This is a genomic window from Burkholderia sp. Bp8991 (assembly GCF_003853795.1).
In the GTDB taxonomy this organism is placed as follows: Bacteria; Pseudomonadota; Gammaproteobacteria; order Burkholderiales; family Burkholderiaceae; genus Burkholderia.
The window spans coordinates 143,399-168,520 of sequence record NZ_QTQJ01000012.1 but is presented as its reverse complement, the minus strand read 5'-3'; the positions used below and the strand labels follow the sequence as shown (position 1 = coordinate 168,520).

Here is a 25,122-nt window from a genome sequence, read left to right as displayed (position 1 = left end):
GCGTTCAGGTGAAGGCCGGAAACCGGGGCGTCGGCACGGTACAATAGCGCCTTTGAACGTCGGCCCGCCGCGCCCCGCGCGCCGGCCGTCCCTATTTTCCCGCGCCGCCGTGCCTTGTCCGGCCGCGCCGCTCCACCCGTCCGAAGGATTCCATGAGTCTCAAATGCGGCATCGTCGGCTTGCCCAACGTCGGCAAGTCCACCCTGTTCAATGCGCTGACCAAGGCCGGCATCGCCGCCGAGAACTACCCGTTCTGCACGATCGAGCCGAACGTCGGCATCGTCGAAGTGCCTGACACGCGCCTGAAGGCGCTCGCCGAGATCATCAACCCCGAGCGCATCGTGCCGGCCGTCGTCGAATTCGTCGACATCGCGGGCCTCGTCGCGGGCGCGAGCAAGGGTGAAGGCCTCGGCAACCAGTTCCTCGCGAACATCCGCGAAACCGATGCGATCACGCACGTCGTGCGCTGCTTCGAGGACGACAACGTCATCCACGTCGCCGGCAAGGTCAGCCCGATCGACGACATCGAAGTGATCAACACCGAACTCGCGCTCGCCGACCTCGGCACCGTCGAGAAGGCGCTCACGCGCTACTCGAAGGCCGCGAAGTCGGGCAACGACAAGGAAGCGGTGAAGCTCGCCGCGGTGCTCGAGAAGGTGCGCGCGCACCTCGACCAGGGCAAGGCCGTGCGCGGCCTCGATCTGTCGGACGACGAGCAGGCGCTGCTCAAGCCGTTCTGCCTGATCACCGCGAAGCCGGCGATGTACGTCGCGAACGTGAAGGACGACGGCTTCGAGAACAACCCGCACCTCGAAGCGGTGCGCAAGTACGCGGAAAGCGAGAACTCGCCGGTGGTCGCGGTGTGCGCGGCGATCGAGGCGGAAATCGCCGATCTCGACGATGCGGACAAGGAAGCGTTCCTCGCCGACATGGGCATGGAAGAGCCGGGCCTCGACCGCGTGATCCGCGCGGGCTTCAAGCTGCTCGGCCTGCAGACCTACTTCACCGCGGGCGTGAAGGAAGTGCGCGCGTGGACGATCCACATCGGCGACACGGCGCCGCAAGCGGCCGGCGTGATTCATACGGACTTCGAGCGCGGCTTCATTCGCGCGCAGACGATCGCATTCGACGACTTCGTCGCGTACAAGGGCGAACAAGGTGCGAAGGAAGCCGGGAAGATGCGTGCGGAAGGGAAGGAATACGTCGTGCACGACGGGGATGTGATGAACTTCCTGTTCACCCGCACATAAGCGGGTATGGACATTCACCCCAGAATCCAAAGCCTATGGACGCGGGGTTGTCAGCGTGCCTTAACGGAGGTCTGCCCAGACCGGCCTCCGAGCGTTATGTAGTCCATCGAATTCGGTCGATAGCCGCCCTCTCGGGTTTTCCATCCCCTTCTTTACAAATAGGGCAAGCCGGCAAAGCCGGCGCGTCAGACGTTCGAGTGTGTACAACTCTGGAACCGCCCGCAGGGCGGCTGTCCACACCCTCGTGGTGTGGGCAGCAGAGTTGTGCACACGGGGAACTTGCACTGTCACCTGACATCGGCATCTTTTTTCAGATGATGCTGCCCGTTCTCGACGACGGCACTCAGCCGGGTCAAAGCTTCTGCTCAAGTTCTGCGACGAACTGGCTGGCTGGAATGCCCAGAGCCTCACACCAACTACATAGTTCAATAACATCCAGTCGGCGCTCGCCGCGCTCGCACTTGCTAATGAAGGTCTGAGTGGTCTCAAGACGAGCTGCAACGTCTTCTTGTGTAAAACCCGCCTCTTCTCTAGCTGCTCGCAGCAGCTTAGCGAACATAGCGTATCGACGAGAGTAGATAGATTTTTCCATTGGCGGCTCGACGCGAAGAGCCGCAAGGTTGCAAGCGATTTTGGAATAGTCCAAAATAGACTATTCGCAAAGCGAACCTCGTCCTGCCGCCGCACGGATTCGCGATGCCGCGCTACCGTCGAATGTCAACATCACGCGATGCACGCACCGGTAGCAAACTTCACTTTCACAATCGCTCCTCGCGAAGGACATGCTCGTCTTGCCGCAGGTCGATGACGGAGAATTATTGGTGACTGCTCCTCGAGCACTGCGTCGCACGCTGTCGTGTGATAACTCGCCGGCGGTGCGCCGGCTGGTGAAGACGGTTGAACCCGTGAACACAGAACTGCACCCTAAGCCCCGCATGTGGATGGCGAACACTAGGCAGCGCGAGCTGTTTTCTTACTTCCCGCTGTTCTTTCGCGCGGTACATCATCCTGAGTCGTACCTGGCGAACATCTCGCACTTTGGTATTCAATGCGGCGTTGGCTGGTATCCAATTATTGAAGCGCTGGCGCGCGACATTGAGGCGGAGCTTCGCGCCTTGTGGCGGGAGCAACTCCAGTTTCCGGAGCAAATCGCCCAGATGGATAGAGCGCTCCTGCGCGGTCGGGCTACCTATCCCGCGCTTCCCCTTTGCACCGACATCACACAGGTTGGCGGCGAGCTTACGGTAGGTCTCCTCAGTGGACAGCTGTGTCCCCCGGATGTGGAATCGCGCATCCAAGCGCACGTGCAAATCGCAGTTACAGGCGCCCGGTACATATGCGAGAGCTGCGGTAAGCCAGGCGAACTTCGGAAAGGCTATTGGCACCGCGTCTATTGCGACGAATGCATTGCCCCAGTCGTCGAGCTGGTCGCCCCAGACTCACACGCATAAGCCAGTGAAAGTTGCGGGCCTGCGCCTGCGATTGCACCGGCAATAGCAACGTATATTGAGCGGTATCCCATGACTACTGCATATGAGCGTACGAGGGCAGTCACCGAAACGCGTAAGCTTTTGCAACTGCTTGCCTCGCCCACCAACACCGCCACGCGCGACGCGATGCGGGACACCGCTCTGCTACTCCTCCGGCACTATCCGTTGGACGTCGACCTCGAAATTTCAGCCTCGGCATTGCCGGGAATCTGGACTGCTCCCCAGCGCTAATGCACCGGCGCGGCAGGACTCTCAAAGAAAATTGTGGCGGCTCGCTGACCTGGTGATGCCGCAGTGTGCGGCGAGATGACGCTGCGGTATCAGGCAGCTTCGGCAAGCTGTACAGGACAAAATCGTATCGGCTTCGCCCTCGCGGACTTATCCTTTCAGTCGCGGAATGCTAGGTCTACGGAGGAGTACATGATGCACTCAGAAAATCACATCGACCTGGGGATTGCCCTTCGCAAGATTCACGAGTTGGCGATGGCCGAAGGTGATTTGGGCTACGCGTATTGGTACGAAGTCGGACGGCTTCTACAACGAGCCGCTAACATGCAAGCAGAAATAGATTTGCTGTGCAAAGAGTTGGAACGATGTCGCGCCACGCGCGCCAAAGCTAGCAGAGCCGTTAAACAGCGCCAGTAGAGTTCGAGCAAGGCGAGATGACGCAGCGACTTGGGGATGTTTTGGGCAAGTTATACAAGCGGCCGGCAAGTGGCACGCGCCAAGTATTCACGCTGTCGCGACGTGATGCCGAGAAACTGCCGCGGCTACCGTCAATTGCCATCATCTCTGTCACAGCACCGGAACGCCTGCCTGCCAGCCTCGATGGCTTCGCCCATCTGCTGCGCCTGAGCTTCGCAGACGTCGACTTCCTGAGCCCGAATCTCTCGAAGAAGTCGCGAGGCAAGCTCGTCCACGCGTTTACCGCGGAGCAGGCTCAGGCGATTCACTCATTCATCGAGGCCCTGCCGACGGAGGTGGTATCAGTAGTCGTACACTGCGAGGGCGGTTATTCACGTTCATGCGCCATCGCCCTGGCGCTCCACCGACTATACGGCTACCAAGTGGAAATCGAGCATCTTTCGCAAGCCAACCCATCAATCGTTCGCACGATGCAGGGAGATGGCAAACGCTCAATTACCTAGCCTCCTTGTACTGTCCGGGGACGCACTCCGCAAGAGGCCTTGACGCCCGGTTTTCCGAATGACATTGAGGGACTGGCATGCCATCTGAAACGCAAAACTTCGAACGTGAAAAGCTCTACGAGGAAATTTGGTCCGAACCTGTCAGCAGGGTGGCGAAGAGGTATCAAATCTCCGACGTCGGTCTTCGAAAGATATGCGTCAACCTCAACATACCCGTTCCACCCGTGGGTTACTGGGCAAAAATCGCGGCCGGTCAGACTGTTAAGAAGCCATCCTTGGCGCCGACGAAAGGGCCGACAACGTACCAGCGCACCATATATAAAGACACGCTCGACGATGAACGTTCGGCGCGCATTCAGGCAAGGATTGATGAGGATGCCGTTCACGCCCCCGAAGTACCGGTTGTCGCCCCTCGAACCTCCATCGATGATTGCCTGCCGCTCATCAAACGTATGGCGAAAAAGCTTGGGGGCAAACAGCGAGATTCTCGAGACTGGCCCTATTGCGACGGCGCCGGGCTCATGCGTATCTCCGTTTCGGAGCAAAACTCATTGCGCGCGCTCCTCGTGCTAAACCAGCTACTGGAGACATTGTCGGCGGCAGGCTATCGACTTTCTACAGCGGGCAACGAGGAGGACTCCGCTTATGTTTCTGTCTTGGATGCCAAGCTAACGTTCCGCGTAAAGGAGCGGAGTCGGCAGGAGAAGGTTCCCCTCACACGAGAGCAAGCGGCTGAGAATAAACGGCTCGGATACAACTGGCACAGCCAGCGCTCCATCTATCACCCCACGAACGAACTTGAAATATCAGTATTCCGTCCCGGGCACAGCTACGCCGAAGCAAGCACTGCTGATACACGAAGCGCTCCAATAGAGACAAAGATTCAGGCATTCGTTGGCAAGCTGCGTCGTCTGGTCATTCGAGATTCCGTCAATGCAGAGATAGCTGCCGAACAACGAGTCATTGCGGAGGCCAAGGAGGCGGAACGTGCACGACTTGAAGAAATTCGCCGGATAGAGCTGGACCGTTTGAAGCAGGTCGAGGAATGGGCATTGAAGCTCGAGCGAGCCAACCGGCTGCGAGCACTGGCGTCCGAGTTCGAATCAAAAAAACTGACCGCGTCGGACGATGTCGTAGATGCAGCGTGGATACTGCGGGCGGCCGACTGGTTAGACCCGACCGTCGATTCCCGCTGGGATGCCGTCGACGATGTTCCACCGCGATACGGCAGTTGGTAACGGTTTGCTGGTCGTTTTGTCCCCCAGGCCGATATGCCCGCGAGCGGTATCGGCAACACGGTTCGGCAGACGTAGCTGCCGAACCTGTATCAACCAGCCCGTGAGAACGCTAGAGGTATCAATCCAACGTACACGGTGGATATCCCCACCGCATGGCCATTCTACTCAAACGTCCTGCAGCATCGCCTCGACCCGCTCCAGCGCCTCTTTCCATTCCTGCTCCAAGAGGTCGCGAATTTCTTCACTGATATTCTGGTGCGAATCATCATCAAACCAGGCGGTGCTCTTCGTCGTCACTCGGTCCCGGTATCCTGCCCCTTGGCCCCATTCGCGTTCGCATTGCTGCCAGAAGTTCTTGTCTCGCTTCATTTCTTCTGCGAAGAGCGATTCACCAGAAACCTGCATTTTCCGCAGCAGCTGGTCAAAGGCCGCTTGCAATACCTGCTCGCACTGAGAAATGAGCGTCTCTGCGTCCGAAAATTCGGGATTCGTCCGGAGATTGTCTGCAATGGCAGTGAAGTCAGCGACCTTCTTGCCAAGGGCTGCCGTTGCGAGCGTCCTCGCTCCATGGCCGAGCTGATAGCCGTAGTTCAGGTGCAGCCAATCTCCTTCCCGACGAACTGCGGCGTGAACGGTACTTGGATGCGCGTCCTCCAACTCCTTGATGAGACTTCGTTGAATCTGGCGTGTCGCTTTCGGCGCCCCCTTGTTCTGGCTCACCCAGTGTTTGAGTTGAGAAGCCGCATCCCGCAGGATTGCTTGAGCCTGCTCCTTCGCCTGGTTTTCAATCACCTCCCGGACGTTTGTCACCAAACGTTTGAGGTCCGTGCTGAATCCTTCGCGCGCGCTCGCGATGCGGTCCATGACGAACTGCACCAAGGTATCCCTTGAATCCTCCAGGGCGTTGAAAAAGCAAATCGGAATGTTCCGAATACCAGTCGACTCCAGTGCCGTTTCGACCTGCTCTCCTTTCAGCTCACAACCCTCTTCCGCAGATTCCACGTGCTCCGACGTTGCGTCATCTTTCATTTTCAGAGCTTCGCCAGGATGCGGAAGGACCAAAAGCGCAGCATTCCTATCCAAATCTCGATTCCCAGCCTCTTTCGCGCGCGTTAGTAGCATACGCGCCTCTGTTCCTGGTGCGTTATTAAACTTCGAACAAAGCAATGCCAACGCGTGAGGGTCCTGAAGATGCACTTCGAGGTCAGCACGTCCCGCTGCCCGGTCGATACCTTTCGTATCGACGAACCGAATGTTGAGGTCCGTATCCGGTACAAGTGGCATTGCGACCACAAGTTCGATGCGGCGTGGCAAACTGAAGTCTGGATGGCGCCCGTTGTTAATTTCAAGGAAGGTCTCGCGTAGCCACACCAGAGGGGCCTTACCACTCAGGCTGTCATGCCAAACATTCCGGGCGTCACGCTTGTGAAGTGACATACGCGTTAGGACCTCAACCGCAAAATCACGCGGAGCCTCGTAGGTTGCGGCGAGAGCTTTCGCATCGTCGAACCGCTGGGTTTTACCATCGGAGCCCTTGGACTTTCGCACTCTCAATCCTGACAGGTTGCGAACGGCACGCTCAATCTCTTTGGAGACGCCTTGCGAATCCCCTTCGTCGGCCGCATTGGCAGGAGTACCCTTCGCGGAACGCCAGATGTATTCCGCGAAATCCATCACATGAGCTCGGACCTCGTCTTCGGAACACGGCTCGACAATAAGTCCGTATCCTGGGCCGGAGTAGATGTGCACTTCACAGACAGTGATACCCCCAGCACCAACTTCGAGTACGGTTTGAGACAGCCCATCCTCAGAACTCACCTCCAAACCAAGCGCCCGACAAATCGCCGTGCTTTTGCCGACGCCGATGCTGCCGATGAGCGCCACAGTATGGTCGCGCTTCAACAGGAGACCGGCGGTCGCTCGAATCTGCTCTAGGTATTCCTCAATGCGTTTCTGAAAAGAAGCTTTGATATCCCCGTCAAGAAGCCGGCGCAGAGTGCCACTAACTTGGTCGGCCTCCCAGAGCAGGTCTTGCTTCGGATGGTTCAGAGGGGGGACGGGCAGTTCGGACCAGTTCCGACCAAGATACTCGGAAAACCGCAGCGCCTCCTCCGTTCCAATTGCAGCTAGCAAAGATTGGAGCTCATCCGGCGCGAGCGGACGCTCACCGCTCTCCACCCTGGACAGCGAAGGCGCGCTCATAGTCAGGCGGCTTGCTAGTTCAGCCTGCTTGAGTCCTGCGGCTTCCCGCAGTCGCGCCAAGTTCGGACCAATCTCATTCGTAGTCGGACGTGCCATCAGATGCCCCCAAGATGTAGTGACGGAAGCATAGCAACGTTTCTGAAACGTTTCAACAACGATTCACACCCGGTGTTGTTCTTCGACGCGGAATGCTGACGCTCCAGTCGCAGCACGTCACTATGTAGCTTTTACGTCTATCCCCCCGCCAATCCAACTACACCGTGGGCGACTGCCGGAGTCCCAAGATATGCTGTATATTTAACCAGTATCTCGTAAAAAATGGCGCCGTCCGGGCGCCAGGAGCAGGAACTCCGGAGAGCCGAACGCACGTCTTACGCGGATATAATCGGGGAACAACAACCATCTGCCGAACGGAATCTTGATGTCTGATTTTGACGAAGCGGCGATACTTTTCTTAGGTCTGGCGCGGCTCAAAGGTGTTGGCTTCAAAACGCTGCGTGACCTAGGTGAAATACGCGAAATTGCGAAGCACATCCACCACTACGGCTCCGATTTCGTCGAAACGGCTTCCAAGGGTGCAAGCCGGGACATCAGCGTCGACTCGCTCTACCAACTTGGCGAGTCTGCGGCGGAAACCCTCGCTCGCGCGGACATTCGGCTCGTCCGTTTCGGTGAACCACGGTTCCCAACGCAGTTTGCAGAACTCGATAAATCAGTTCGGCCACTCTGGTTCTTCTACCGAGGGAACCTAGACCTGCTCGCATCCGAGGCGGTCGCGGTTGTCGGTACACGTTCGCCCTCTGTGCAAGGTGAATTTCTCACCCGCTATGCAGTCTCCGCCCTTCAGGAGGTAGGAACAACTATCGTAAGCGGACTGGCCAAAGGCGTCGATGAGATTGCGCATGATTGGGCTTTGACTTGCGGCCTGCCAAACATATCGGTGCTTGGTACGGGACTTCTGAAGTCCTACCCAGCGAAGAATGCAGAACTGGCTGGCCGCATCGTAAACGCGGGTGGATTGCTGATTTCTGAGTACATGCCAGACGCTCAACCATCAGCTGAAAATTTCGTTTGGCGAAATCGCCTTCAGGCAGCACTAGCCAAGTGTGTCGTTGCCCCCGAGTGGAAGCGCTCGTCAGGCACGGCACATACCATTCGCTTTGCAAAGAGATTCGCGCGCCTTACCATCAATCTGACTATAAATGGTATGGAGCCACCTCGCGACCACGGGGAGGCTGACCAGACATTTGAAGTGCCACGCGCCCATGCAGCATTCATAGAGACACTACGCAAGGTCGCCCCCCAAACCGGGACGAGAGTACCGAGCCTGCAACAATCGCTGTTCTAACCGAATATGCCACTAAAGCTGCTCTTGCTCAGTGTCGATGAGACCATCGCACACGACAACAAAATAAACCACGACATCGCTCGCGACCTTGGCCGCTTGGCCCGCGAACTTGCCCCTCATGGAGTTACGACTGCGCTCTGGTCCAATCGAAATTGGACGGTCAATCAGCAACGGACCATGTCCGACTGGTTTTCTGAGATAGCCCAAACCCCCGTCGCACTCCACGGCTTCAATACCGATGGTTCGCCCGCGCGTCAGCTTAAGGACTCAGCGCTGCCCATCATGCAGCGGTACGGCGCGCAACGATACGAGACCGCACTGGTCGGCGGGGTGGATGAAGACATGCGCGCTGGCGTCCAGAATGGTCTGCTCATGCTACGCCCCGATTGGTATGGGCAGCATACGGAATATGGATTCTCTGTCCCCACAATCAGCGACCTCGCGCGTTTTTGCTTTGTTTTCGCGTTGCGCAAACACCCTATTTTTTGGCGCGTACAGGACGGAAGTCTCGACGTTTCAGCGGCAGGCCCATTCTCGACAATGAGAGCTGCGTATCAGATGTTTGGGGCGGATGCTCGAGCATTTGCCAAAGGGGGGTACGGCAACCCCGATTTCTGGTTCAATTTCGCGGTTTCGTCACTCTACTTTTCCGGCATGCTCGAAGACGTCGACTACATTTGCAGTTTCCCGGGGCATAGCCCGGAGTCCGACGCGAACAAATTTGGCATGGCGGAAGTTCTGTCGCGGCTTGGCAAATGCTTCCGCAGGTCCTACTACCACGACCTCATCGTACGCCATGAGGCGGCGCTGAAAAGCCAGCCAATTCGCGCTGCCGACCGCAAATTTTTGAACCAATTGAACACGACCCATCTTTCAAAAAAACCGCATCTGAACCTCAGTGCGGCTCCTCGCAAAACAGCGATTAGCCTGACGGACAAGCGTGTACTTGTCGTCGACGACTTTTGCACATCCGGCCGGAGCAGTGAGGCTGCCAGAGTTTTGATTGAAGCTGCGGGAGGCACGGCGCGTCTATTCTCTTGGTTGAAGACCATTAGCGCACCATACTGTCGCATCAACGAGCCGCTGCAATTGTCCCCGTTCAAACCGAATACCTTCGCGGCTGAACCTGCACGACAGGAATATAGCTACGAAGGACATATAGTCGCGCCCGAGGCACCCACCGAAATTCAAGACTGCTTCATGCGCTATAAGAATTGGCAGTGGACAGCGTAGCGACCGCCACGTCGGAGAGCCCATTGTCCTATTTGAGATAGTGCCCGCCATTGCCGTTCAAGTTCGCGTAGTGCGCCGCGTTCCGTCCTGGCGGCATCAGCTTAGTTGCCGATTTCCGCAGCCGACTTCTTACCTCTTTGGCGTCACCCATCGCAAGTCGCACGAGGGGTGTCCGGGAGTTCAATCCGGGATTGTCCCGCGACGCTCTGGTCGCCGAATCGCGCAGGTATCCTGAACGTCCTCGACACCGGCATTAGCATTGAGCAATGCCTGCTCCACTCACTGTCCGTTGTAGTTGGGCATGGCGGGAACTTGTCGCGTTCGAACGCACATTTTACCGATTGGCTTCATTGATGCCTACATTTTCCCCCACTCTCGCTGAGGGGGCACACAGACCTTCGCGCGCCACGAATCTTGGCGTACACGAATGCTGTACCGAACAAGAGGTATACTTCCTTCAAGCAATTTGTTGATTGCCAAGATATACAAACCATCTCTAAATAATAGGATATTTAAATAAATGGCAGATAACTATAAGACACTGAAGGCACAACTCGACGCACTCCAGGAGCGCACTGAAGCAGCACGCGTCGCCGAGCTTGAAGCAGTTGTTGCGCAAGTTCGCGAACTCGTCGCCGAGTACGGCATCACCGAAGACCAGATTTTTGGTCGCAAGCGTGCCAAGAAGACTGCGAGTTCGGCAACGGCTGCTGAGCCGAAGTACCAGAATCCGAAGACTGGTGAGACGTGGTCAGGCCGCGGTCGTGCTCCGCTCTGGATTCGTGACGCAAAGAATCGCGACCGCTTTCTTATTGAGAAGTAAGGTGACAGGTTGAACAAGTCCGCACGCAGCAAGATTTTGCGTGCGGCTTGGTGAACTCGCCCAGGCATCAGGCCTTGCGTTCGAACTCCCAGAGCGCGGGTTGGGAACGATATGCGCCTGACCGGTCCGGAGCGAACACTTCCGGCATGCGCTCGCCTTGTTGCACCATAACGCCTGGAACGTGATGCCCTTGAGCTTTCCAGATGCCAGTTTCTGGGCAAATCTGGCCTGTGCGCACAGTCGTTGCGGCGCCACCTTGAAACGCCGGCGCGCTTACCTGTGATGCGTCGAAGCTGCGGGCGAAGTCAGCGAGGTCTTTCGGATACAACAGATGTTCACGGAAGGAGCTGTCGTCTAGCTGTAGAAGATATGCGACGGCCGCTGCTTCGACGGCCCAGTAACCGACGTAAGTACCCTTGCCGTTCTTCTTCGCTTCCAGGTGACCATCGTGCCCCGGAGCTGCGGCCATGCCGCGATACCAAGCATCGAGGTATTCCGATATGTCGTCGACGGACTCCTTCTTCGTCTCCCGATAAAGGCTGAAAACGAGAGGCCGATACGGCACGTCGTGATACCAGCTATCTACGTTGATTCGACCTTCGAGTTCGTACGCCAGCAGGTCCTCATACAAAGTGTCCTTCCCCCGATAGGAGGGGTCGAACATCTCGACAATCCGCGGAAGCAAGTCACGTCGATGCAGCAGATAGCAAAAGCCAATTAGCTGCATTACTGTCTCATACTCACCAATTTCCTCGAAAACCAATGGCGGCTCGCTGGCGTCGTGCCGGTTCAAGCGCTGAGCTTTCGTGTACCGTTCATAGGCTTTGATAACGGACTCGAGTTCGTCACGCATTGGCTCGATGTCTGCGCCGCCCGTGTACATGAGCAGAAAGCGTCGATAGATATCGGAAACGAGGTAGCGTTGCGTCAGCGCCTTCCGCTCGTTTTCGGTGCTGCCGGTTGGAGCAGTATTTTCCGACCAGTACGTGATGCCCTCATCCAAGAGGCCCAAGCGCCACTTGAAGTAGTCCTCGCCAAGAAAGCGCTGTCGTCGCTTCGAATCGAAGTCTTCGCTCATATCAATAATCTCGTAGCCCTACGCTATTTTATCCTGCTCGCTTTGAGCTTGACCGCTTCCTCGACTTCCCCATCCTTGTAGTGATGGGTGAAGGGAAGGTCGTGGTCCGCATGTTCGTGTTCGGCGCCCGTGGTGAGCGCTTCGACGTGTTGCTCAGCGGACGGAAGATAAAATGGAACATACAACAGGTGTCGCGAGTATCCTGACCTCAGTATGGTGTCAACCAGACTCTGGTCCGAAACTGCCCCCGGAAGCCTTGATTCAATCCATTCGTGACTCATTTGAACCCTGGCGATTTTTGCGCTGCTAGGTCCGGCTGGAGCATTCTTGCCCGTCGGAGTTGCCTCCGTTGTTGGCGTGGCAGAATCGGATTGCTGCTTTCTCGGAGGGCTACTCTCATTCGACGAGCCACCTAGCGTTGGTTTTCCGCCACCCGGCGAGGGCTTACCTCCGCCCGTCGCAGGCTTACCTCCACCTCCTGGCTTCCCGCTTCCTTTGGACGGTAACGCCGGTCCGGTGTCCTCGGGCGGCTCGAGAAGGTCCTGAGCAGGGGGGCGTACTTTCTCCTTAAGCGTTCCGAGCTTGCTCGCAATGCTGGGCTTGGCGTTTGGGTCTTTCAGCTTTCGTGTCGTTGCCGATGCCTTGATTTCGACGATAGCGAAGTCCTTCATCTGGTTGCTGAACGGTGCAGCACGCCAGACGCCGTCGATACCGTGGCCACGGGCTTTGAAGTCGAACAGCTTGTTCAGCTTGCCTTTGTCGTTGAGCTTGCCCATGACCCGCAGGCCCGGCTGCTCGCTCCATTTGCCACTTAAACCCTTGTCATGCCCCTTCCAGCCATTGCCCCAATTGAGCTTTTCATAGCAGTAGTAGTCGCCAATGTGCTCGCCTAGAATCCCGGTGATGCCCGTTGTGATATCGGTCACCGCGAGCTTGGCGTTCACTACGCCCCTGGACGGCGTCGGGACCGGTCGGTCATGACCAGCCTTCGCTTCTTCGCCCTTCGCGCCAGGCTTCTCGGTGGTCCGATGCTCATCCAAAGTGCTGACCGCGGATGAATTCGGCTGCTTCTTGCGCCAGTGGAGCAGCTTGCGCTGGACGAACTGCGCGAGCCAGTAAGGCAGGTTCGTTTCGACGAAAGTCAGCGCCTGCATGAACGTAACCTGCATCGCGGACGGCATCTCGCGGTACAGCCAGGATTTCTGGATGTGCTCGCGCGCCTCGGTCAGGTACTTCTTCACGCCGGAGGCATCGAACAGCTTGTCAATCAGCGCATCCGGACTGGTCTGAATGTGGGCTTGCTGGAGCACCAGACGCAGAATGTCGAACAGCAGCGGGCCGTAGATTTCAGACTTGTGATTGACGAGCCGGAACGTACGCTTGACGCCAGCGCCGACGACAGGGACCCAGCCCACGACGGCGAACACCAGGTCGATACCGGCCTCGATTTTCGTCATCTCGTCCGCACTTTCGCGTGCGTTCCACACCGTCCAGACGCTTTCGGTTGTGTCGTAGACGTTCTGCGCGACATAGAACAACGGCACGGCGTTAGTCGCCATCGACCAGCCAATCTCTTTGACGGCCTCTTCGATTGCTTGTTGGTCGCTTTCGTTCATTTCACGTCCGGCCGGCCAGAAAATTTGTTGAACAGGCTATAGAGATTCTCGTCCGTGATGCCCTCGTGCCCAGCTGCGTGCAATTCTTTGAGCACATCGGGCTGCGTGAGGTCCTTGGGCGCTGGAACCGGCTGTGGCGTGAATGGGCGCGCGTCCTCGCCAAAGAAGACCTTTGCTGCGCCGTCGGGCACGTCACGCAGGACTGCATGACCGTTACCGTCAAGCTTGCCTGCCAACGTCGTTCCATTTTCAAACACGACCTTGTAGGGAGCCTGGGGTACGGCCTTCAGGTTGTCGTCCGTGAGGTTCAGCTCGAGCTTGTTGTGCAGGTCGCCCTTGGGCAGGGCCGGTAAGTCGTAGGGCACGCTCGTGGGGCCGTTGAACGTATGCTGCGCGCCCTTGATGTCAATTTTGCCCGGAGCATGAATCTCAATATTGCCGCCCTGAATGCGGATATACGCGCCACCTGACGTCAACAGGACGCCCTGGCTCGCGGCAACTTCGACCTTCTCGGTTGCCGACAGCACCTTGACCGTTTTCTGCGCAGTCACTTCGATGTTGTCCGACTGCGCCTGGATTTCCACTTTGCCCTTCGCAGCAAAGAGCTTCATCCCGGCGTTCTGGACGAACAGGCTGATGCGCTCGGCCACACTCGCAAGCAGCGATTTTCCAGCCGCGATGTGGGTGCTCTGACCGCTGACTACGTTCACGTGGTCGTCCGCGCCCAAGTGCACCGACTGCTGGGTCGATAGTGCGATGCCCGCCGGGCTCGCGGCCAGAAGAATAGGTTTTTTGAACGCGTTGGCCGAGCCCGTGCCGCCTCCCGCCGTGCGGCCGCCGTTCCCTTGGCCTTGCCCCTGGACGGCGTCGGTCGCGGCGTCCGTGAGGGCCTTGAGTGCGTCGTGGCCTGCTTTCAGGCTGTCGGCCTGGTGCTGGGCGCTGGCGTCAGAAAGTGACTCGACCAGGTTGTGTGCGCCAGCGAGCTGCTGCTGTGCCTGCTGGACCTCGAGCTGCTGGGGTGCCGTCCCCGAGCCTGGATGGGTTGTGAGGAAAAGCCCCCGATTGGCGCGAATCGCGCCGTACGCATCGGTGCGCAGGTCGAAGCCGCTGCCGAGATAGCTGCCGCGAACGTTTCCGTCCTGCGCAATCAGGTATCCCAGGTGGAGCATCGAGCTGGCTTGCGACGAGAAAAGCTGCAGGCGGCTCTGCCCGGTCGCATCGTCCATCACGAGTTGGTTGTAACCGTTGCCGCCGTATTCCTTCGAGCTGAAGCCCGACAGGATGCCGTTCGAATGCCAGCGCGGCTGCGTTGCTCCGTTGTAGACGCGGCCAGTTGCGATGGGACGGTCGCAATCACCACCAAGCCATTCGATGGTCACTTCTTCGCCAACGCGCGGCACGTGCACGCTACCGTAGCCGCCGCCAGTATCGGAATAGGAAACGCGCACCCAGCATGTCGCTCCGACGCCGTCACGCCGGTCCCAGTGCATGCGCACCAGGATGCGGTTCAGCGCATCGGTATGGACCTCTTCATTGCCCGGGCCAACGACCGTGGCCGTCTGCAAGTACATGACCGGCTTCCGATGCTCGAACGGACTGCGGAACGGCACTTTTTGGCGCTGGGCCTCGACCTCGACAAGAAAGAAGCCCTCGCTGCCCAAAGCGTCCTTGACCGTGAATGCCGATGCTGACGCCTCGTGCGCATCGCGAACCTCGGCAAGACGCGCGTCTAAACTATGCGGATAGGCACGCCCTTCGCCCACCGGCAGATTGTTGCGGATGTACCAAGTCGCCTCGACGACCGCAAACTTGCGGTCCTCGGCACCATCCCGGTCGTGCTCAGGATGGTCCAACAGAGTGAACCAGCGCCCAACGTCGATGCCGGTCAGGCTACCCACACCGTAAAATCGCTTCGCGCGCGACTCCCATTCCTCAAGCTTTAGCTTCGTGAGTTGGTCGCCGCGGTCATCCTCCAGGTACGTGTACGGGCCGGTGTACTCGTAGACTTCGGCCTGCTGCGGCAGGTCGCCCTGATTCCCGACAGTCGGGTACGACTTTTCTTTGCGTGCGTCGGGATTCTTGTAGTCGAACGTACTCGTCGAATACGACGTGCTCTGCAAGGTCCGCGTGCCTGCCCACTGCACGAGCGCGTCAGGTTGGCGCGTGACACCGGCACGGTAGAACCGGACGTGCTCCGGCTCGAGGGGTTTGAGCGAATACAGGTCATCGGTGATGACAAGCGTGTGCGACTTGCCGTCGTCGGCGTGCTCGAAGTAGTAGAACCAGCCTTCCGACTCCATCAACCGATGAACGAAGTTCCAGTCATCCTCATACTGGACACAGAACGAGCGTGCCGGCGAGGGTTTGCTAACCTCGATTCGGTATGCCCCGACCGCCTGGGGGTGCCCTTGGAATACCGTTTCGAGAATGGCTTCGACCGGCTGCTCCTGGAATATCCGAGCGTCCTTGCGGAACTTCAGAAAATGGAACCATGACGAGAAAATCAGCTGCATGCTCGTCAACTGTCCGTCCGCGCCGAGGCGCCGGGCAGTATGCACGTAGCCGTGCCGCGGCCGGTAGGTCTTGTCGGCCTGCTGTATCCAGAGCGTGACCGGCTGCGCAATGAGCGATTTCAGTTCGAGCGAGTCGCGCAGCGAAACCACGTCGACGGCATACTCGTAATTGCCCCCCAGCCGTGCAACACCGACCACGATATGCGGCAGCAGCACGTCTGACCCAGCCGGAGTATCCAGTTTCACAACGCGGTCAGACTGGAACAGCCCCGATTTCATTAATGCGATAAGGTCCTGCGCTCCCATTTGATTTTTTCCTTGTTCCGGCTTCCGTCAAAGCCGAACAAAATAATACGGGGGAAACCCTACGTAGACAATATGGGGCCTGGATTTGCAATCGACGTGACCGGCGCACGCTTATGCGCTCCGGTTCGAAAAAAGTAACGTAATGGCGACGCAATCCATTAATTGACTACGAAAATGAAATAATCGAGCATCGATAGCCATACATGGAAAAATGACCGCGGTCCCTTTTGATGAAATACCAATTGGCTTGCCAGTGAGTGCCTATGATTCCGACTGCCATCGTTCTACATGGTCCCACAAGCGCAGGAAAGAGCAGTTTGGCGAAAGCCTTGCAGGACAGTTCGGGGGTGCCATCGTTCCACATTACGCTGGACGCATTCGTCGAAATGTCGAGAAGACGCGACATGCGGTCTGACGAGGAGTTAAATCAAGCTTTGCAAATTCACTACTTGAATTTGCAGTCGACGCTTCGCCGTGCATCCGAAAGCCACTTCGATATCATTCTAGACCTCGTGCTTCGGAATGACAGCGAGTTCGAGGCGTGCCTTGCAGCGCTCGCGTCACGGCCGACGTTCGTTATCGGCGTGTTCGCGCCACTGAAAGTCCTTGAGGAACGAGAGCGTTTGCGGTCTGACAGAGTTGAAGGAATGGCAAGGTCTCAATTCGGGCATCCAGCGTACTCAAGACCATACTCGATGCGGGTGGACACGTCGGTAATTTCTGCACTGGAGGGGGCTGAAATCATCCGCTCCTTTCTGAGGTCCCAGATACCTGAAGCGCAACCCTAAGCTGTCCACGTCGGCCGCAGTCGTTGCTATCGTCCCTTGCTGAAATCATCCATCGATAGCATGACTAACTCCTCGCCGCGCGCGAGCATCTTGCGTTCAGCCAAAATGCGAGCGCGCGGTGCGGAACTTGCCTTTCAAGCCGGCAGAGCTACTGCCCGGACCGCGGTAACTGCACAACATCAAAAGGTTTTTCCGACAGCCACATCAGCCGCTCTGGCTCCGACCGGAACCAAGTGAATGAACCCCAAGCTAGTGTCGGCAGAGCTTTCTTAAAAGCACGATGTGCTCTGTCCTCGAACGCTGTTCCGAAAATGCACTGGCTTTCGGGGAAATTGGATTTCCGAACGTATGATAGTAACGCATCCTTGCGCGCCAACGTCATTGGCCCGTCGGACGCCACGACTTCTATAAAGATTAGCGCTGTATCTTCACCGGTTTCGCCAACGTTCGCCAGTATGATGTCTGGCAACGTCTTTGAAGCGTCGATGCGTAACCCGATAGATTTTGCGGCTGCATCATCGTGATAGCGTACCTTTTCTCCGCTCTCGGAGAGCCATAGCAATGCAGGTTGCTTCAAGAAGCGCTGCGCGAACTCTTCCACGACGCCTTTCGCGATAAGTGATGACGGCCCGGGCGCGAGCTTCGCGATAGTGTCGTCGGGGCAAAGTACGGATACGTCATCGGTGCGCTTTACCTTGCCAGCGGCGAGCAGCGCCATGCGCGCTCGCGCGGCGGGTGACAGATGCCTATCCTGCCAAACCTCAACGGCGGCAGACAGTGCGTCTGCCGTCAGACCGGGGGCGAAGAGGGCCGCGAAGTCTGGCCTCAGAGAATAGGTGGGCGTGCTTGACGTCGTCGCATAGCCTGGCAGCTTGCTGACCGCACCGATTTTGAGCAGGCCTCCAATGGTCTCGTCACGTATCGGCTCCTTGGTGGTATCCGCATACCACCGCTTTCCTGTTGGCCGAAATCCTTGTTTCTTGGAGTCTGCAACCCAGGCCAACCTGTCTTCGTCGCCAGTTAGCGCAGCCTGCTCTTCGGTGTAGAAATACACATGACTAGGCCGCAGAAAGCGGCCTTCGCCATCGACCATGCCACCATAGAGGAATACCCAAACCACCTTCGCCGCCATGTCGCCAACCAGAGGGCCTCGCGTCTCGACACCCTCAGGAAAAATCGACCGCAGGCGCTCCAGGATATTGGGAATGGATAACAGTGCAGGTAGACTCATTCACCACCCGCCACGGCCGGCTGCGGTTCGATGCGTACCTCTAGCACCTCGGTGACCACCCGGTCAATCGTGGCAAGCGTAGGATTGTCCCCGACGCGCTCGCCAATTTCGATGAGTACGTCGAGCGGTGGCAATGGCAGTTTGCGAAGTTCCGTCGCATTAATTTGCGTGCTGCCAGCCAATGCCCGAAAGTGCGCGTCGACAGTATGGCTGGCCAGGAACGCCGAGATGCCGCGAGCTTCGTTCATCGTCATCGCGCCATCTCTGCGGTAAATGTAGTTCAGGTGATTTTCCAGACCGATAACTGGACCGGGAAACTGCCCCAGATAGGCGGCGCACGTCACACGACGCTCATCCTCCTTGGGCGAGAACCTGCGCATGACGACCATCGGTGCATTGGGAACCAGCATCCATGCACTTTCCGCAGAGGCGACGATGTGCTCCCGCTTCTTCCGCACCGGCCAAGCGATTTGCTGCTGCCGAACATGCTGGAGCCAAAGTAAGGGGACGGTATTCGTCTCACCGCCCTCGCGGATATGTTCAGTTGCGCGGAAGGCCACAACAGGACCTGTCGATACTTCGAACCCATAGGTCTTCAAAGTCGCGCGCCAACCTTCGAATGGGTCTACATCGTGGGCAGGCAGCGAAAACATTGCATGCTCGTCATCGCTGACCACTCGCGCTACAGGTAGCGCCTGGACGCCAGCTGTCGCAAGGTCGCCCGCCCCCTGACTACGCGTGACCACGATGTTGGCGCCTGCATCGACCAGTGCCCGACCGTGGCCCCACGCAATGACTGTCTCCTGGAGCACGGCGTCTTCCTCGAAGCCTTCGGTTCGGCTCTCGAACGCATGCAAACGGTCAATGGTGAGATGCTGAAGCAACGCGCGGCGTGCCGCCTTGAAATACTCTCCAGCCATCCAACTGCGCGGCGTGATGAAACACCAACTGCCGTCGGGAGGGGTGAGCCGGGCGGTGGCCGCCATGAATAGCGCGTAGATGTTCGGCTGTCCATGCACGGCGTACGCGTGCAGCGCTGCTCGCGGGTCAGTGCCTTTGTTCAACTTCAGGAACGGGGGGTTGGCAATCGTCACCAGTCCAGGCAACGGCTCCGCTCGCAATGCCAGTTCCGACAGCAGGAAATCCTCGTTGCGAATCAGATAATCGAACTCCACTCCGCTCTGCTCGCACGTCAACCGCACCTGCTGGCAAAGCGACTCGAGACCAGCAAGCAGCCGCGGCTCAAGTTCATACATAAGAAGCTCGATGCGGCGCGGCCGCTCGGCCTCCGGTTTTGCCAGCAATGCTTCGACCACCGCTGCCGCGAGGATGCCGCCACCTGCTGCTGGCTCGAGCACTCTCGCTGTCTTCTGCGTCGCTGTAGCGACTAGGCGTTGCGCCATAAATCTGGCGACAGCGGGGGGCGTCATGAACTGGCCCATCGCCCGCTGTTCTTCACGTGTCAGCGTCGCCGTAAACCCACGACCGGCAATGTTTGCAATGTCGACTAATGTGCTCATTCCACAATCGCTAGCCCGAAAAAAGCACTCCACCGTGATGGCTTCGGCGGCGGCAATAGTATCACGCACCACCCTGCCCCTTAGACTGCAAGTTCTTCAGTAGCAACCAGTGCGGCCGTAGATACGTGACGCTGCTTTCGCTGTTGCCAACCTCGTTACCGAAACTGCCGGTTCACGCCGGTCATCGAGACGCGATAGGTATACATGCGCTTGCTCACACCGTAATCTGCGGCGACCTCTTCGTCGGACAACCCTTGGCGCCTGATATGAACGAGAGCGTCGCGGGGAAGGAGAAGCACGCCTGCCAGCCAGTCCGCCTCCTCCTCCTGCTCCTTGTCGTAAGCTCTCAGCAGCATCAGTCCTTCGGTGGAGATGCTCATCTCTTCCGGTTCATGGTTACGAATGCGATGAGCAAGCTCGTGCATCAGGTCGCTCGCTTGCCGTGCCGGCGAGTGTGATGAATTCAAAATGACCAGCGTTTTTTCACCGACGATAAGCGTCACTGCCGACCAGCAACTCGGCGTGCCGTCATTGCGCAGCAGCACCGCCCGAGCCTCCGGCTGCAACCCGGGTACGTCATCGGGCGTCCAAACGCGTATTCCAAGATGAGCCGCCAATTGCCGAGCGCTCAAGGGCGCGGTCGAAGGCAAGTCAAGCTCGCGGCGAGTGTCGGCCGAAAATCGCTCGCACCAGGCTTTGTATCCACGCTGCACAGTATGCTCAGACCTCTTCCTTCAGAAGTGCCTCCTGAGCGAGAACAATCATCTCACTCAACGCCTTGGCACTTTCCGGGCGTACCGCCACTTCTTTTTTGAAATGAACCTGAGCTCGCGGCGCCGATGAGGATGCCTGCACCAAGCCAAGGAAGGTTGCAGGGTCCTCGCCAAGCCACGCACAAATCTTCCCGAAGGTTTCCAAGTCGGGGACCTTCTTATTCTCAACCCTGGAAAGGGTGGCTGGGCTGATGCCGACTTCCTTGGCCGCCTCTCGGATACCACGACCATCTCTGCGCCGCAGGATGTGCTGGGCTAGCACTTCCATCTTCACGTGTTCCATTTCTCTCCTGTCTTATATGTGCAACAAAAATCGTTTGACTCAAGAGACGCATCATGCCAGACTGTCTCACATGTAAGACGGAGTCTGGCACCGGGCCGGCCGAACGTCAACATCGCCCTTCGGCGCCCGTCAATCCGACGCAACGGAGTTTGAAATGTCTGCAAACGAGCAACGCATTGAAGAAACCATCATCGTCGGAGCGGTTGGCCACGATGGCGAAGAAATTATCGGAATCATCGACGTTGAAATTTTCGTCCGGGAGAAGAAGCCGATTCCCCACGGGCACAAGTACAAGATTCGAATCGACAAGAGTTACTACGTCGTCGACGTCCCGCACATGACCGGCGAGCAGATTCTGGGACTCGCCGGCAAGTCGAGCGCCGGCTACCTTCTGTCGGAAAAGGTTCACGGGCAGATGCGTCCGGTTGCACCGGGGCAAACGGTCGATTTCACCGCCCACGGCGTGGAGCGCTTCGCGACCATCCCGAAAGAGGTACAAGAGGGAGAAGGCCCGGTCCGCGCGGACTTCACGGTGATGGAGGAAGACTCCGAGTTCCTGAACGGTAAGGGCTACACGTGGGAAGCCGTTGCGTCGGACGTCAAGCGCATCGTGGTACGCGGTTTCGAACCGCCGCAGGGCTTCACGCCGACGAAAGTCGATATGTTCGTCATTTTGCTCCAAGGCTATCCGGATACGCAGATTGACATGGTGTACTTCTACCCGCCGCTCACGCGGAATGATGACAAGCCAATCCGCTCCCTGGTGACGAACGAATTTGAGGGAAAAACGTGGCAGGGTTGGTCACGGCACCGCACGGCAAACAGTCCGTGGCGCCAGGGCATCGATAATGTTGGTACGCACCTGATGCTGGTCGACGATTTCCTGCGTGCGGAGTTGTCGAAATGACGACAAATAACCGGCTCTCGGTGCTGGCCATGTCTGGCAAGCACCGCACGCAGCTGCGCCGACACCTCTTTCCCGGCGACGGGAAGGAGGCCGTCGCCATCGCACTGTGCGGCCAGGCGTTGGGCGTGCGACGCAGCCAGCTACTTGTACATGACGTTGTAGAGGTCCCGTACGAGGCTTGCCGCATACGCGAACCGGACGCTGTAGCCTGGTCCGTCGAAACGGTGCTTCCTGCGTTGAATCAAGCGATGAAGAAGAACCTGACGGTGGTCAAGTTCCACAGCCACCCGAGCGGCTATCCGCAGTTCTCACGGTACGACGACAAGTCCGACCGGGCGTTTTTCTCAGCGGTCGACAATATCCTCGACAACGTCGACACGCGTGCGAGCGTCGTGATGCTTCCTGATGGGCGACTATTCGGTCGCCATGTCCAGAACGGCATTCTCGGCGAGCCCATCGACCTGTTTCGTATTGCCGGGGACGATTTCGAGTTCTACCACCTCGACGAACAACGCTGCCTGGAGCCGGAGCCGCCCGAGCACGCGCTGCGCCTTATCCAGACATTCGGCGAGGGAACGTATCGCACATTGCGGCAGCTGCGCATCGGTGTGGCTGGTGCGTCCGGCACGGGCAGCATCATCCTTGAGCAACTCGCGCGCAACTGCGTGGGTGAGCTGGTGCCGGTCGACCCGGACCATCTCGAGCGAAAGAATCTCAATCGCGTCCTGAACGCGCGTGGCGCAGATGCAGATAAAAAGCGCCTGAAAGTCGAGCGGGCTCAGGAAGCAATCCTGGAGATGGACCTCGGCACCAAGGTATGTCCGCTGCCCAACGACATCATCGACCGCGAAACAATTCTTGCACTCGGCGAATGCGACGTTTTGTTTGGGTGCCTGGATTCCGTGGATGGTCGACATATCCTCAACAAAATCGCGTCACATTTCCTGATTCCGCTTATCGATATCGGAGTCCGGATTGATGCGGATGGTAAGGGTAACGTCGACCACGTGACCGGTGCTGTTCACACGGTGCAGCCAGGCGGCTCAAGTCTCATGAGCCGGGGTGTTTATTCTCAGGCAGACCTGGACGCGGCCTTCATGAAAAAGCACGAGCCCGAGCGATATAAAGAAATGCGGAAGGCGGGTTACGTAAAAGGCATGGATGTCGACCGCCCAGCGGTCATCTCGCTCAACATGTTAGTCGCGGCGTACGCTGTCAACGAACTGCTGGCCAGGTTAAGGCCTTTCCGTGTAGAACCTAACGCGGAATTCGCGCAGTGGCGCATCAGCCTGTCCGACCCGCTCGCGACCAACTATCGAGGCGATGGCGAGGCGTGTGCTGCGTTCGCTAAACGCATAGGCTTCGGCACAAAAGAGCCACTCCTCGGAATCATGGACCTGTAAATAATGCCCCGGATACTCGTACGGTTGTGGAACCGCGCCCTTGCCTGCTTTGACCGCCTGCTCGGTCGATACACGGTCGTCGTCGTTGACGACCTGCCCGACTCCCTTCAAGCACATAAGCTGTACGCCGTCGGCGAAAGTGGGCAATACTGGCTTGCAGCCCTTCGATGCCCCTGCGGATGTAGCGACACCATCCAGCTCCCGATGATTGAGGGGCAACGACCGAGGTGGACCATGACACTGAAAGGGGCTCGCCGTCCGAGTCTTTCGCCCTCGGTAGACCGCACGATAGGCTGTCGCTCCCATTTCTGGCTGAAGCACGGTGTGGTTCATTGGTGCAAGTGACAGAAATGAGCACCGCACCACCAAGTTGCGTTGAGGCCCACGCCCCATTCTCGATGAAGCTGAGTCCAGGGGCACCATCGCTCTGGAGCCGATTGCCATCGGTAATACACATGCCTCACACCGGAGAATACTTATGAAATTTGGCCTCGATAATGGCGGCTTTCCGTTCGAATGCGGCGATGCAAAACTCTCACTCGGAACGAGCACATGGAATACGCGCTTGTCGCAACTTGCGCGTGTGCGAGGCCCGGTACACATCATGACACGTCAGCTTGTCGACCTCGATTACATCGGCCTCATTCTGGGAAAGCGGGCAGAGAACATTTTCATTCTTGCTCACACCAGCGCGCGCACAGAGGCGCATGTGCTGAAGCAACGCTTCCCTAATGTAGAGTTCAAGCTTCATCCGGATAACAACGCCAAGGTTGTTCTTGTCGCACCCGAAACTGTCTGGTTGACCAGCGAAGACTTCGGGAAGTCGACTAAGACGCAAATTGATTCAGGTGTCGGACTTCACTCGTCTACGGCGTACGAGCTTACTCTCACCAAGCTCTTCTCGCCTGCTTGGGCTAGCGCTGAAATGCTCTTCTGACACTGGAAATTCGGCGATGTTTCAGCGCAGCATCTCACGGATGCCGTTACCGGTGTCGGCATCCATTCCCCTGCGATAACGGCTGATTCTCTGAAATCTTGAGCTATCGGCCGGTATGCTTGCGGCCAGTGGAAACGAACGAGCCCAGACCTCAAAACTGAGGCCGGTTGAGAGACCGTTTTGAAAGTTACTCGAATGTCACCTGCACCTTGCGGCTCATCAGCCGACCATGCGCGCCCACCGCAAGGCGTCCATCACGCAGCGCCTCGTACCGGCTCGCGTAGATGGAAAGATTGCCATGTGAGACGACATCGACTTCCTTTGGCTGCTCGACCTCGACGCGCACATCCGCATTCGCGCTCGCCGCTGCTCGTGCCAAGGTGCGTGCCAGGAGGGTGCTCGTGGACTTCGCTGTCAGAAGCGGTGAATTGAATGTCAAAGTACGAGCATGGCAAACAGAGGCGATATGCATCAGTTCCTCGACCTGAGCTCGAAGTGCTGCGACGTCGCGAGGTAACAGGCTCGTATCCGGCAGATGCACGCGCAACTCGCGACCATAGCAAGAGGTCACAATCATCGAGACCTTACGAGGGCTGAGCCGAAAATACATGCTCTGCAGCGGCAAGAAGGTTACCAGCAGCATGGCTGTTGCAAGGTCGCTTCTGGGATTCAGCCACGCAAAGACGCTAGCGGTTACCATACAGCCAAGCGTGACGTAAAGGGCATTCATGCGCGCAAAACCCATGAATGCCAGACGCTGCATCGGGGTGGAAATCCACCGGTCCAGCACTGACCCCACCACTTTGTGTCCGCGCGAAAGGACACCGGACATCAGACGGCCGACATTGAAGCCAAGCGTCTCGAATCCTCGTGAAAAAATGTTGCTGCTCATCACCGTATTTCCTAAAGTTGAAATCGCGAACGGTATTGCACTGAACAAGGCCTTTCCCGTGTTTCATCGGCCAAGTTCCGCCTGTCAGAAATAACGGCTGCGCCGAGGAATTCTTCAGCGAGCGAGAGCGGCACGAATCGAGG

The 25,122-nt window shown here is 57.8% G+C and carries 24 protein-coding genes; 14 read left to right on the top strand and 10 right to left on the bottom strand.

From position 1 onward, the window contains the following. Positions 1-152 precede the first annotated feature (152 nt). On the top strand, positions 153-1,250 hold the full coding sequence (gene ychF / locus DIE02_RS16420) for a redox-regulated ATPase YchF (RefSeq protein ID WP_124529470.1): 1,098 nt from the start codon (positions 153-155) through the stop codon (positions 1,248-1,250). Between the two features lie 352 nt (positions 1,251-1,602). Here ychF and DIE02_RS16415 read toward each other — a convergent pair whose 3' ends face one another. Continuing rightward, the gene (locus DIE02_RS16415) at positions 1,603-1,842 is read right to left on the bottom strand and encodes a helix-turn-helix domain-containing protein (RefSeq protein WP_124529468.1); all 240 of its coding nucleotides are present in this window, start codon (positions 1,840-1,842) and stop codon (positions 1,603-1,605) included. 190 nt (positions 1,843-2,032) lie between these two features. Here DIE02_RS16415 and DIE02_RS16410 point away from each other — a divergent pair, with 190 nt between their 5' ends. The 5 genes from DIE02_RS16410 to DIE02_RS16390 all read left to right on the top strand — a co-directional run bounded on the left by DIE02_RS16410 (position 2,033) and on the right by DIE02_RS16390 (position 5,126). Then, complete coding sequence (locus DIE02_RS16410) at positions 2,033-2,701, top strand: hypothetical protein (RefSeq protein WP_124529465.1); 669 nt, start codon at positions 2,033-2,035, stop codon at positions 2,699-2,701. A gap of 69 nt (positions 2,702-2,770) precedes the next feature. Next, complete coding sequence (locus tag DIE02_RS36335; protein WP_124529463.1) at positions 2,771-2,971, top strand: BPSL0761 family protein; 201 nt, start codon at positions 2,771-2,773, stop codon at positions 2,969-2,971. A 189-nt stretch (positions 2,972-3,160) separates the two neighbouring features. After that, positions 3,161-3,385 carry a hypothetical protein gene (locus DIE02_RS16400; RefSeq protein WP_260441509.1) on the top strand — a complete coding sequence of 75 codons (225 nt, stop codon included), beginning with the start codon at positions 3,161-3,163 and terminating at the stop codon, positions 3,383-3,385. A 17-nt stretch (positions 3,386-3,402) separates the two neighbouring features. After that, entirely contained in the window at positions 3,403-3,888 is a 486-nt protein-coding gene (locus DIE02_RS16395) for a hypothetical protein (RefSeq protein ID WP_124529461.1), read from the top strand. Between the two features lie 77 nt (positions 3,889-3,965). Then, on the top strand, positions 3,966-5,126 hold the full coding sequence (locus DIE02_RS16390; protein WP_124529459.1) for a hypothetical protein: 1,161 nt from the start codon (positions 3,966-3,968) through the stop codon (positions 5,124-5,126). 165 nt (positions 5,127-5,291) lie between these two features. Here DIE02_RS16390 and DIE02_RS16385 read toward each other — a convergent pair whose 3' ends face one another. Continuing rightward, a complete protein-coding gene (locus DIE02_RS16385) occupies positions 5,292-7,424 on the bottom strand; it encodes a helix-turn-helix domain-containing protein (protein WP_124529457.1) in 2,133 nt (710 codons plus the stop codon). A gap of 325 nt (positions 7,425-7,749) precedes the next feature. Here DIE02_RS16385 and DIE02_RS16380 point away from each other — a divergent pair, with 325 nt between their 5' ends. The 3 genes from DIE02_RS16380 to DIE02_RS16370 all read left to right on the top strand — a co-directional run bounded on the left by DIE02_RS16380 (position 7,750) and on the right by DIE02_RS16370 (position 10,732). Next, complete coding sequence (locus DIE02_RS16380) at positions 7,750-8,676, top strand: DNA-processing protein DprA (protein ID WP_124529455.1); 927 nt, start codon at positions 7,750-7,752, stop codon at positions 8,674-8,676. Between the two features lie 177 nt (positions 8,677-8,853). Beyond that, a complete protein-coding gene (locus tag DIE02_RS16375) occupies positions 8,854-9,909 on the top strand; it encodes a phosphoribosyltransferase (RefSeq protein ID WP_124529453.1) in 1,056 nt (351 codons plus the stop codon). A gap of 520 nt (positions 9,910-10,429) precedes the next feature. Then, positions 10,430-10,732, top strand: a complete 303-nt coding sequence (locus DIE02_RS16370) for an H-NS family nucleoid-associated regulatory protein (RefSeq protein ID WP_124529451.1) — start codon at positions 10,430-10,432, stop codon at positions 10,730-10,732. Between the two features lie 67 nt (positions 10,733-10,799). Here the strand turns inward: DIE02_RS16370 and DIE02_RS16365 are convergent, their stop codons facing one another. Genes DIE02_RS16365 through DIE02_RS16355 form a run of 3 tightly spaced genes read right to left on the bottom strand, consistent with a single transcriptional unit; the run spans position 10,800 to position 16,245 of the window. Continuing rightward, the gene (locus tag DIE02_RS16365) at positions 10,800-11,810 is read right to left on the bottom strand and encodes a PoNe immunity protein domain-containing protein (protein WP_124529449.1); all 1,011 of its coding nucleotides are present in this window, start codon (positions 11,808-11,810) and stop codon (positions 10,800-10,802) included. Positions 11,811-11,833: 23 nt separating this feature from the next. Continuing rightward, positions 11,834-13,426: a hypothetical protein gene (locus DIE02_RS16360; protein ID WP_124529447.1), complete on the bottom strand. Its 1,593-nt coding sequence runs from the start codon at positions 13,424-13,426 to the stop codon at positions 11,834-11,836. Next, positions 13,423-16,245, bottom strand: coding sequence for a type VI secretion system Vgr family protein (locus DIE02_RS16355; RefSeq protein WP_124529445.1), 2,823 nt, complete (start codon positions 16,243-16,245; stop codon positions 13,423-13,425). Before DIE02_RS16355 ends, DIE02_RS16360 begins: the two co-directional genes overlap by 4 nt. A gap of 263 nt (positions 16,246-16,508) precedes the next feature. Between DIE02_RS16355 and DIE02_RS36460 the strand changes: the two genes are divergently transcribed. After that, the gene (locus tag DIE02_RS36460; RefSeq protein WP_124529442.1) at positions 16,509-17,033 is read left to right on the top strand and encodes a chloramphenicol phosphotransferase CPT family protein; all 525 of its coding nucleotides are present in this window, start codon (positions 16,509-16,511) and stop codon (positions 17,031-17,033) included. A gap of 148 nt (positions 17,034-17,181) precedes the next feature. Here DIE02_RS36460 and DIE02_RS16345 read toward each other — a convergent pair whose 3' ends face one another. The 4 genes from DIE02_RS16345 to DIE02_RS16330 all read right to left on the bottom strand — a co-directional run bounded on the left by DIE02_RS16345 (position 17,182) and on the right by DIE02_RS16330 (position 20,840). After that, positions 17,182-18,264, bottom strand: a complete 1,083-nt coding sequence (locus DIE02_RS16345; protein ID WP_124529440.1) for a BsuBI/PstI family type II restriction endonuclease — start codon at positions 18,262-18,264, stop codon at positions 17,182-17,184. Continuing rightward, entirely contained in the window at positions 18,261-19,784 is a 1,524-nt protein-coding gene (locus DIE02_RS16340; RefSeq protein WP_124529438.1) for an Eco57I restriction-modification methylase domain-containing protein, read from the bottom strand. Before DIE02_RS16340 ends, DIE02_RS16345 begins: the two co-directional genes overlap by 4 nt. Before the next feature lie 155 nt (positions 19,785-19,939). Next, the gene (locus DIE02_RS16335) at positions 19,940-20,329 is read right to left on the bottom strand and encodes an ImmA/IrrE family metallo-endopeptidase (protein ID WP_260441508.1); all 390 of its coding nucleotides are present in this window, start codon (positions 20,327-20,329) and stop codon (positions 19,940-19,942) included. Between the two features lie 175 nt (positions 20,330-20,504). Next, complete coding sequence (locus DIE02_RS16330) at positions 20,505-20,840, bottom strand: helix-turn-helix domain-containing protein (RefSeq protein WP_124529436.1); 336 nt, start codon at positions 20,838-20,840, stop codon at positions 20,505-20,507. A 154-nt stretch (positions 20,841-20,994) separates the two neighbouring features. Between DIE02_RS16330 and DIE02_RS16325 the strand changes: the two genes are divergently transcribed. The 4 genes from DIE02_RS16325 (at position 20,995) to DIE02_RS16315 (ending at position 24,087) form a co-directional block, all read left to right on the top strand. After that, on the top strand, positions 20,995-21,747 hold the full coding sequence (locus tag DIE02_RS16325) for a multiubiquitin domain-containing protein (protein ID WP_124529434.1): 753 nt from the start codon (positions 20,995-20,997) through the stop codon (positions 21,745-21,747). Continuing rightward, positions 21,744-23,150, top strand: a complete 1,407-nt coding sequence (locus DIE02_RS16320) for a ThiF family adenylyltransferase (RefSeq protein WP_124529432.1) — start codon at positions 21,744-21,746, stop codon at positions 23,148-23,150. The genes DIE02_RS16325 and DIE02_RS16320 overlap by 4 nt, the downstream gene beginning before the upstream one ends. A gap of 3 nt (positions 23,151-23,153) precedes the next feature. Then, on the top strand, positions 23,154-23,495 hold the full coding sequence (locus tag DIE02_RS36455; protein WP_409364367.1) for a DUF6527 family protein: 342 nt from the start codon (positions 23,154-23,156) through the stop codon (positions 23,493-23,495). A 133-nt stretch (positions 23,496-23,628) separates the two neighbouring features. After that, positions 23,629-24,087, top strand: a complete 459-nt coding sequence (locus DIE02_RS16315) for a hypothetical protein (protein WP_124529430.1) — start codon at positions 23,629-23,631, stop codon at positions 24,085-24,087. Positions 24,088-24,274: 187 nt separating this feature from the next. On the opposite strand, the gene DIE02_RS16310 is transcribed toward DIE02_RS16315, so the two are convergent. Then, complete coding sequence (locus DIE02_RS16310) at positions 24,275-24,979, bottom strand: hypothetical protein (protein WP_124529428.1); 705 nt, start codon at positions 24,977-24,979, stop codon at positions 24,275-24,277. Positions 24,980-25,122: the final 143 nt, after the last annotated feature.

Coding starts and splice junctions, on each gene's coding strand:
- DIE02_RS36455 (WP_409364367.1), top strand. CDS start 23,154: ATGCCCCGGATACTCGTACGGTTGTGGAACCGCGCCCTTGCCTGCTTT.
- DIE02_RS16400 (WP_260441509.1), top strand. CDS start 3,161: ATGATGCACTCAGAAAATCACATCGACCTGGGGATTGCCCTTCGCAAG.
- DIE02_RS16345 (WP_124529440.1), bottom strand. CDS start 18,264: ATGAGTCTACCTGCACTGTTATCCATTCCCAATATCCTGGAGCGCCTG.
- DIE02_RS16315 (WP_124529430.1), top strand. CDS start 23,629: ATGAAATTTGGCCTCGATAATGGCGGCTTTCCGTTCGAATGCGGCGAT.
- DIE02_RS16365 (WP_124529449.1), bottom strand. CDS start 11,810: ATGAGCGAAGACTTCGATTCGAAGCGACGACAGCGCTTTCTTGGCGAG.
- DIE02_RS16385 (WP_124529457.1), bottom strand. CDS start 7,424: ATGGCACGTCCGACTACGAATGAGATTGGTCCGAACTTGGCGCGACTG.
- DIE02_RS16340 (WP_124529438.1), bottom strand. CDS start 19,784: ATGAGCACATTAGTCGACATTGCAAACATTGCCGGTCGTGGGTTTACG.
- DIE02_RS16355 (WP_124529445.1), bottom strand. CDS start 16,245: ATGGGAGCGCAGGACCTTATCGCATTAATGAAATCGGGGCTGTTCCAG.
- DIE02_RS36335 (WP_124529463.1), top strand. CDS start 2,771: ATGACTACTGCATATGAGCGTACGAGGGCAGTCACCGAAACGCGTAAG.
- DIE02_RS16380 (WP_124529455.1), top strand. CDS start 7,750: ATGTCTGATTTTGACGAAGCGGCGATACTTTTCTTAGGTCTGGCGCGG.
- DIE02_RS16360 (WP_124529447.1), bottom strand. CDS start 13,426: ATGAACGAAAGCGACCAACAAGCAATCGAAGAGGCCGTCAAAGAGATT.
- DIE02_RS16390 (WP_124529459.1), top strand. CDS start 3,966: ATGCCATCTGAAACGCAAAACTTCGAACGTGAAAAGCTCTACGAGGAA.
- ychF (WP_124529470.1), top strand. CDS start 153: ATGAGTCTCAAATGCGGCATCGTCGGCTTGCCCAACGTCGGCAAGTCC.
- DIE02_RS16415 (WP_124529468.1), bottom strand. CDS start 1,842: ATGGAAAAATCTATCTACTCTCGTCGATACGCTATGTTCGCTAAGCTG.
- DIE02_RS16310 (WP_124529428.1), bottom strand. CDS start 24,979: ATGAGCAGCAACATTTTTTCACGAGGATTCGAGACGCTTGGCTTCAAT.
- DIE02_RS16320 (WP_124529432.1), top strand. CDS start 21,744: ATGACGACAAATAACCGGCTCTCGGTGCTGGCCATGTCTGGCAAGCAC.
- DIE02_RS16395 (WP_124529461.1), top strand. CDS start 3,403: ATGACGCAGCGACTTGGGGATGTTTTGGGCAAGTTATACAAGCGGCCG.
- DIE02_RS16410 (WP_124529465.1), top strand. CDS start 2,033: ATGCTCGTCTTGCCGCAGGTCGATGACGGAGAATTATTGGTGACTGCT.
- DIE02_RS16375 (WP_124529453.1), top strand. CDS start 8,854: ATGTCCGACTGGTTTTCTGAGATAGCCCAAACCCCCGTCGCACTCCAC.
- DIE02_RS16330 (WP_124529436.1), bottom strand. CDS start 20,840: ATGGAACACGTGAAGATGGAAGTGCTAGCCCAGCACATCCTGCGGCGC.
- DIE02_RS16370 (WP_124529451.1), top strand. CDS start 10,430: ATGGCAGATAACTATAAGACACTGAAGGCACAACTCGACGCACTCCAG.
- DIE02_RS36460 (WP_124529442.1), top strand. CDS start 16,509: ATGATTCCGACTGCCATCGTTCTACATGGTCCCACAAGCGCAGGAAAG.
- DIE02_RS16325 (WP_124529434.1), top strand. CDS start 20,995: ATGTCTGCAAACGAGCAACGCATTGAAGAAACCATCATCGTCGGAGCG.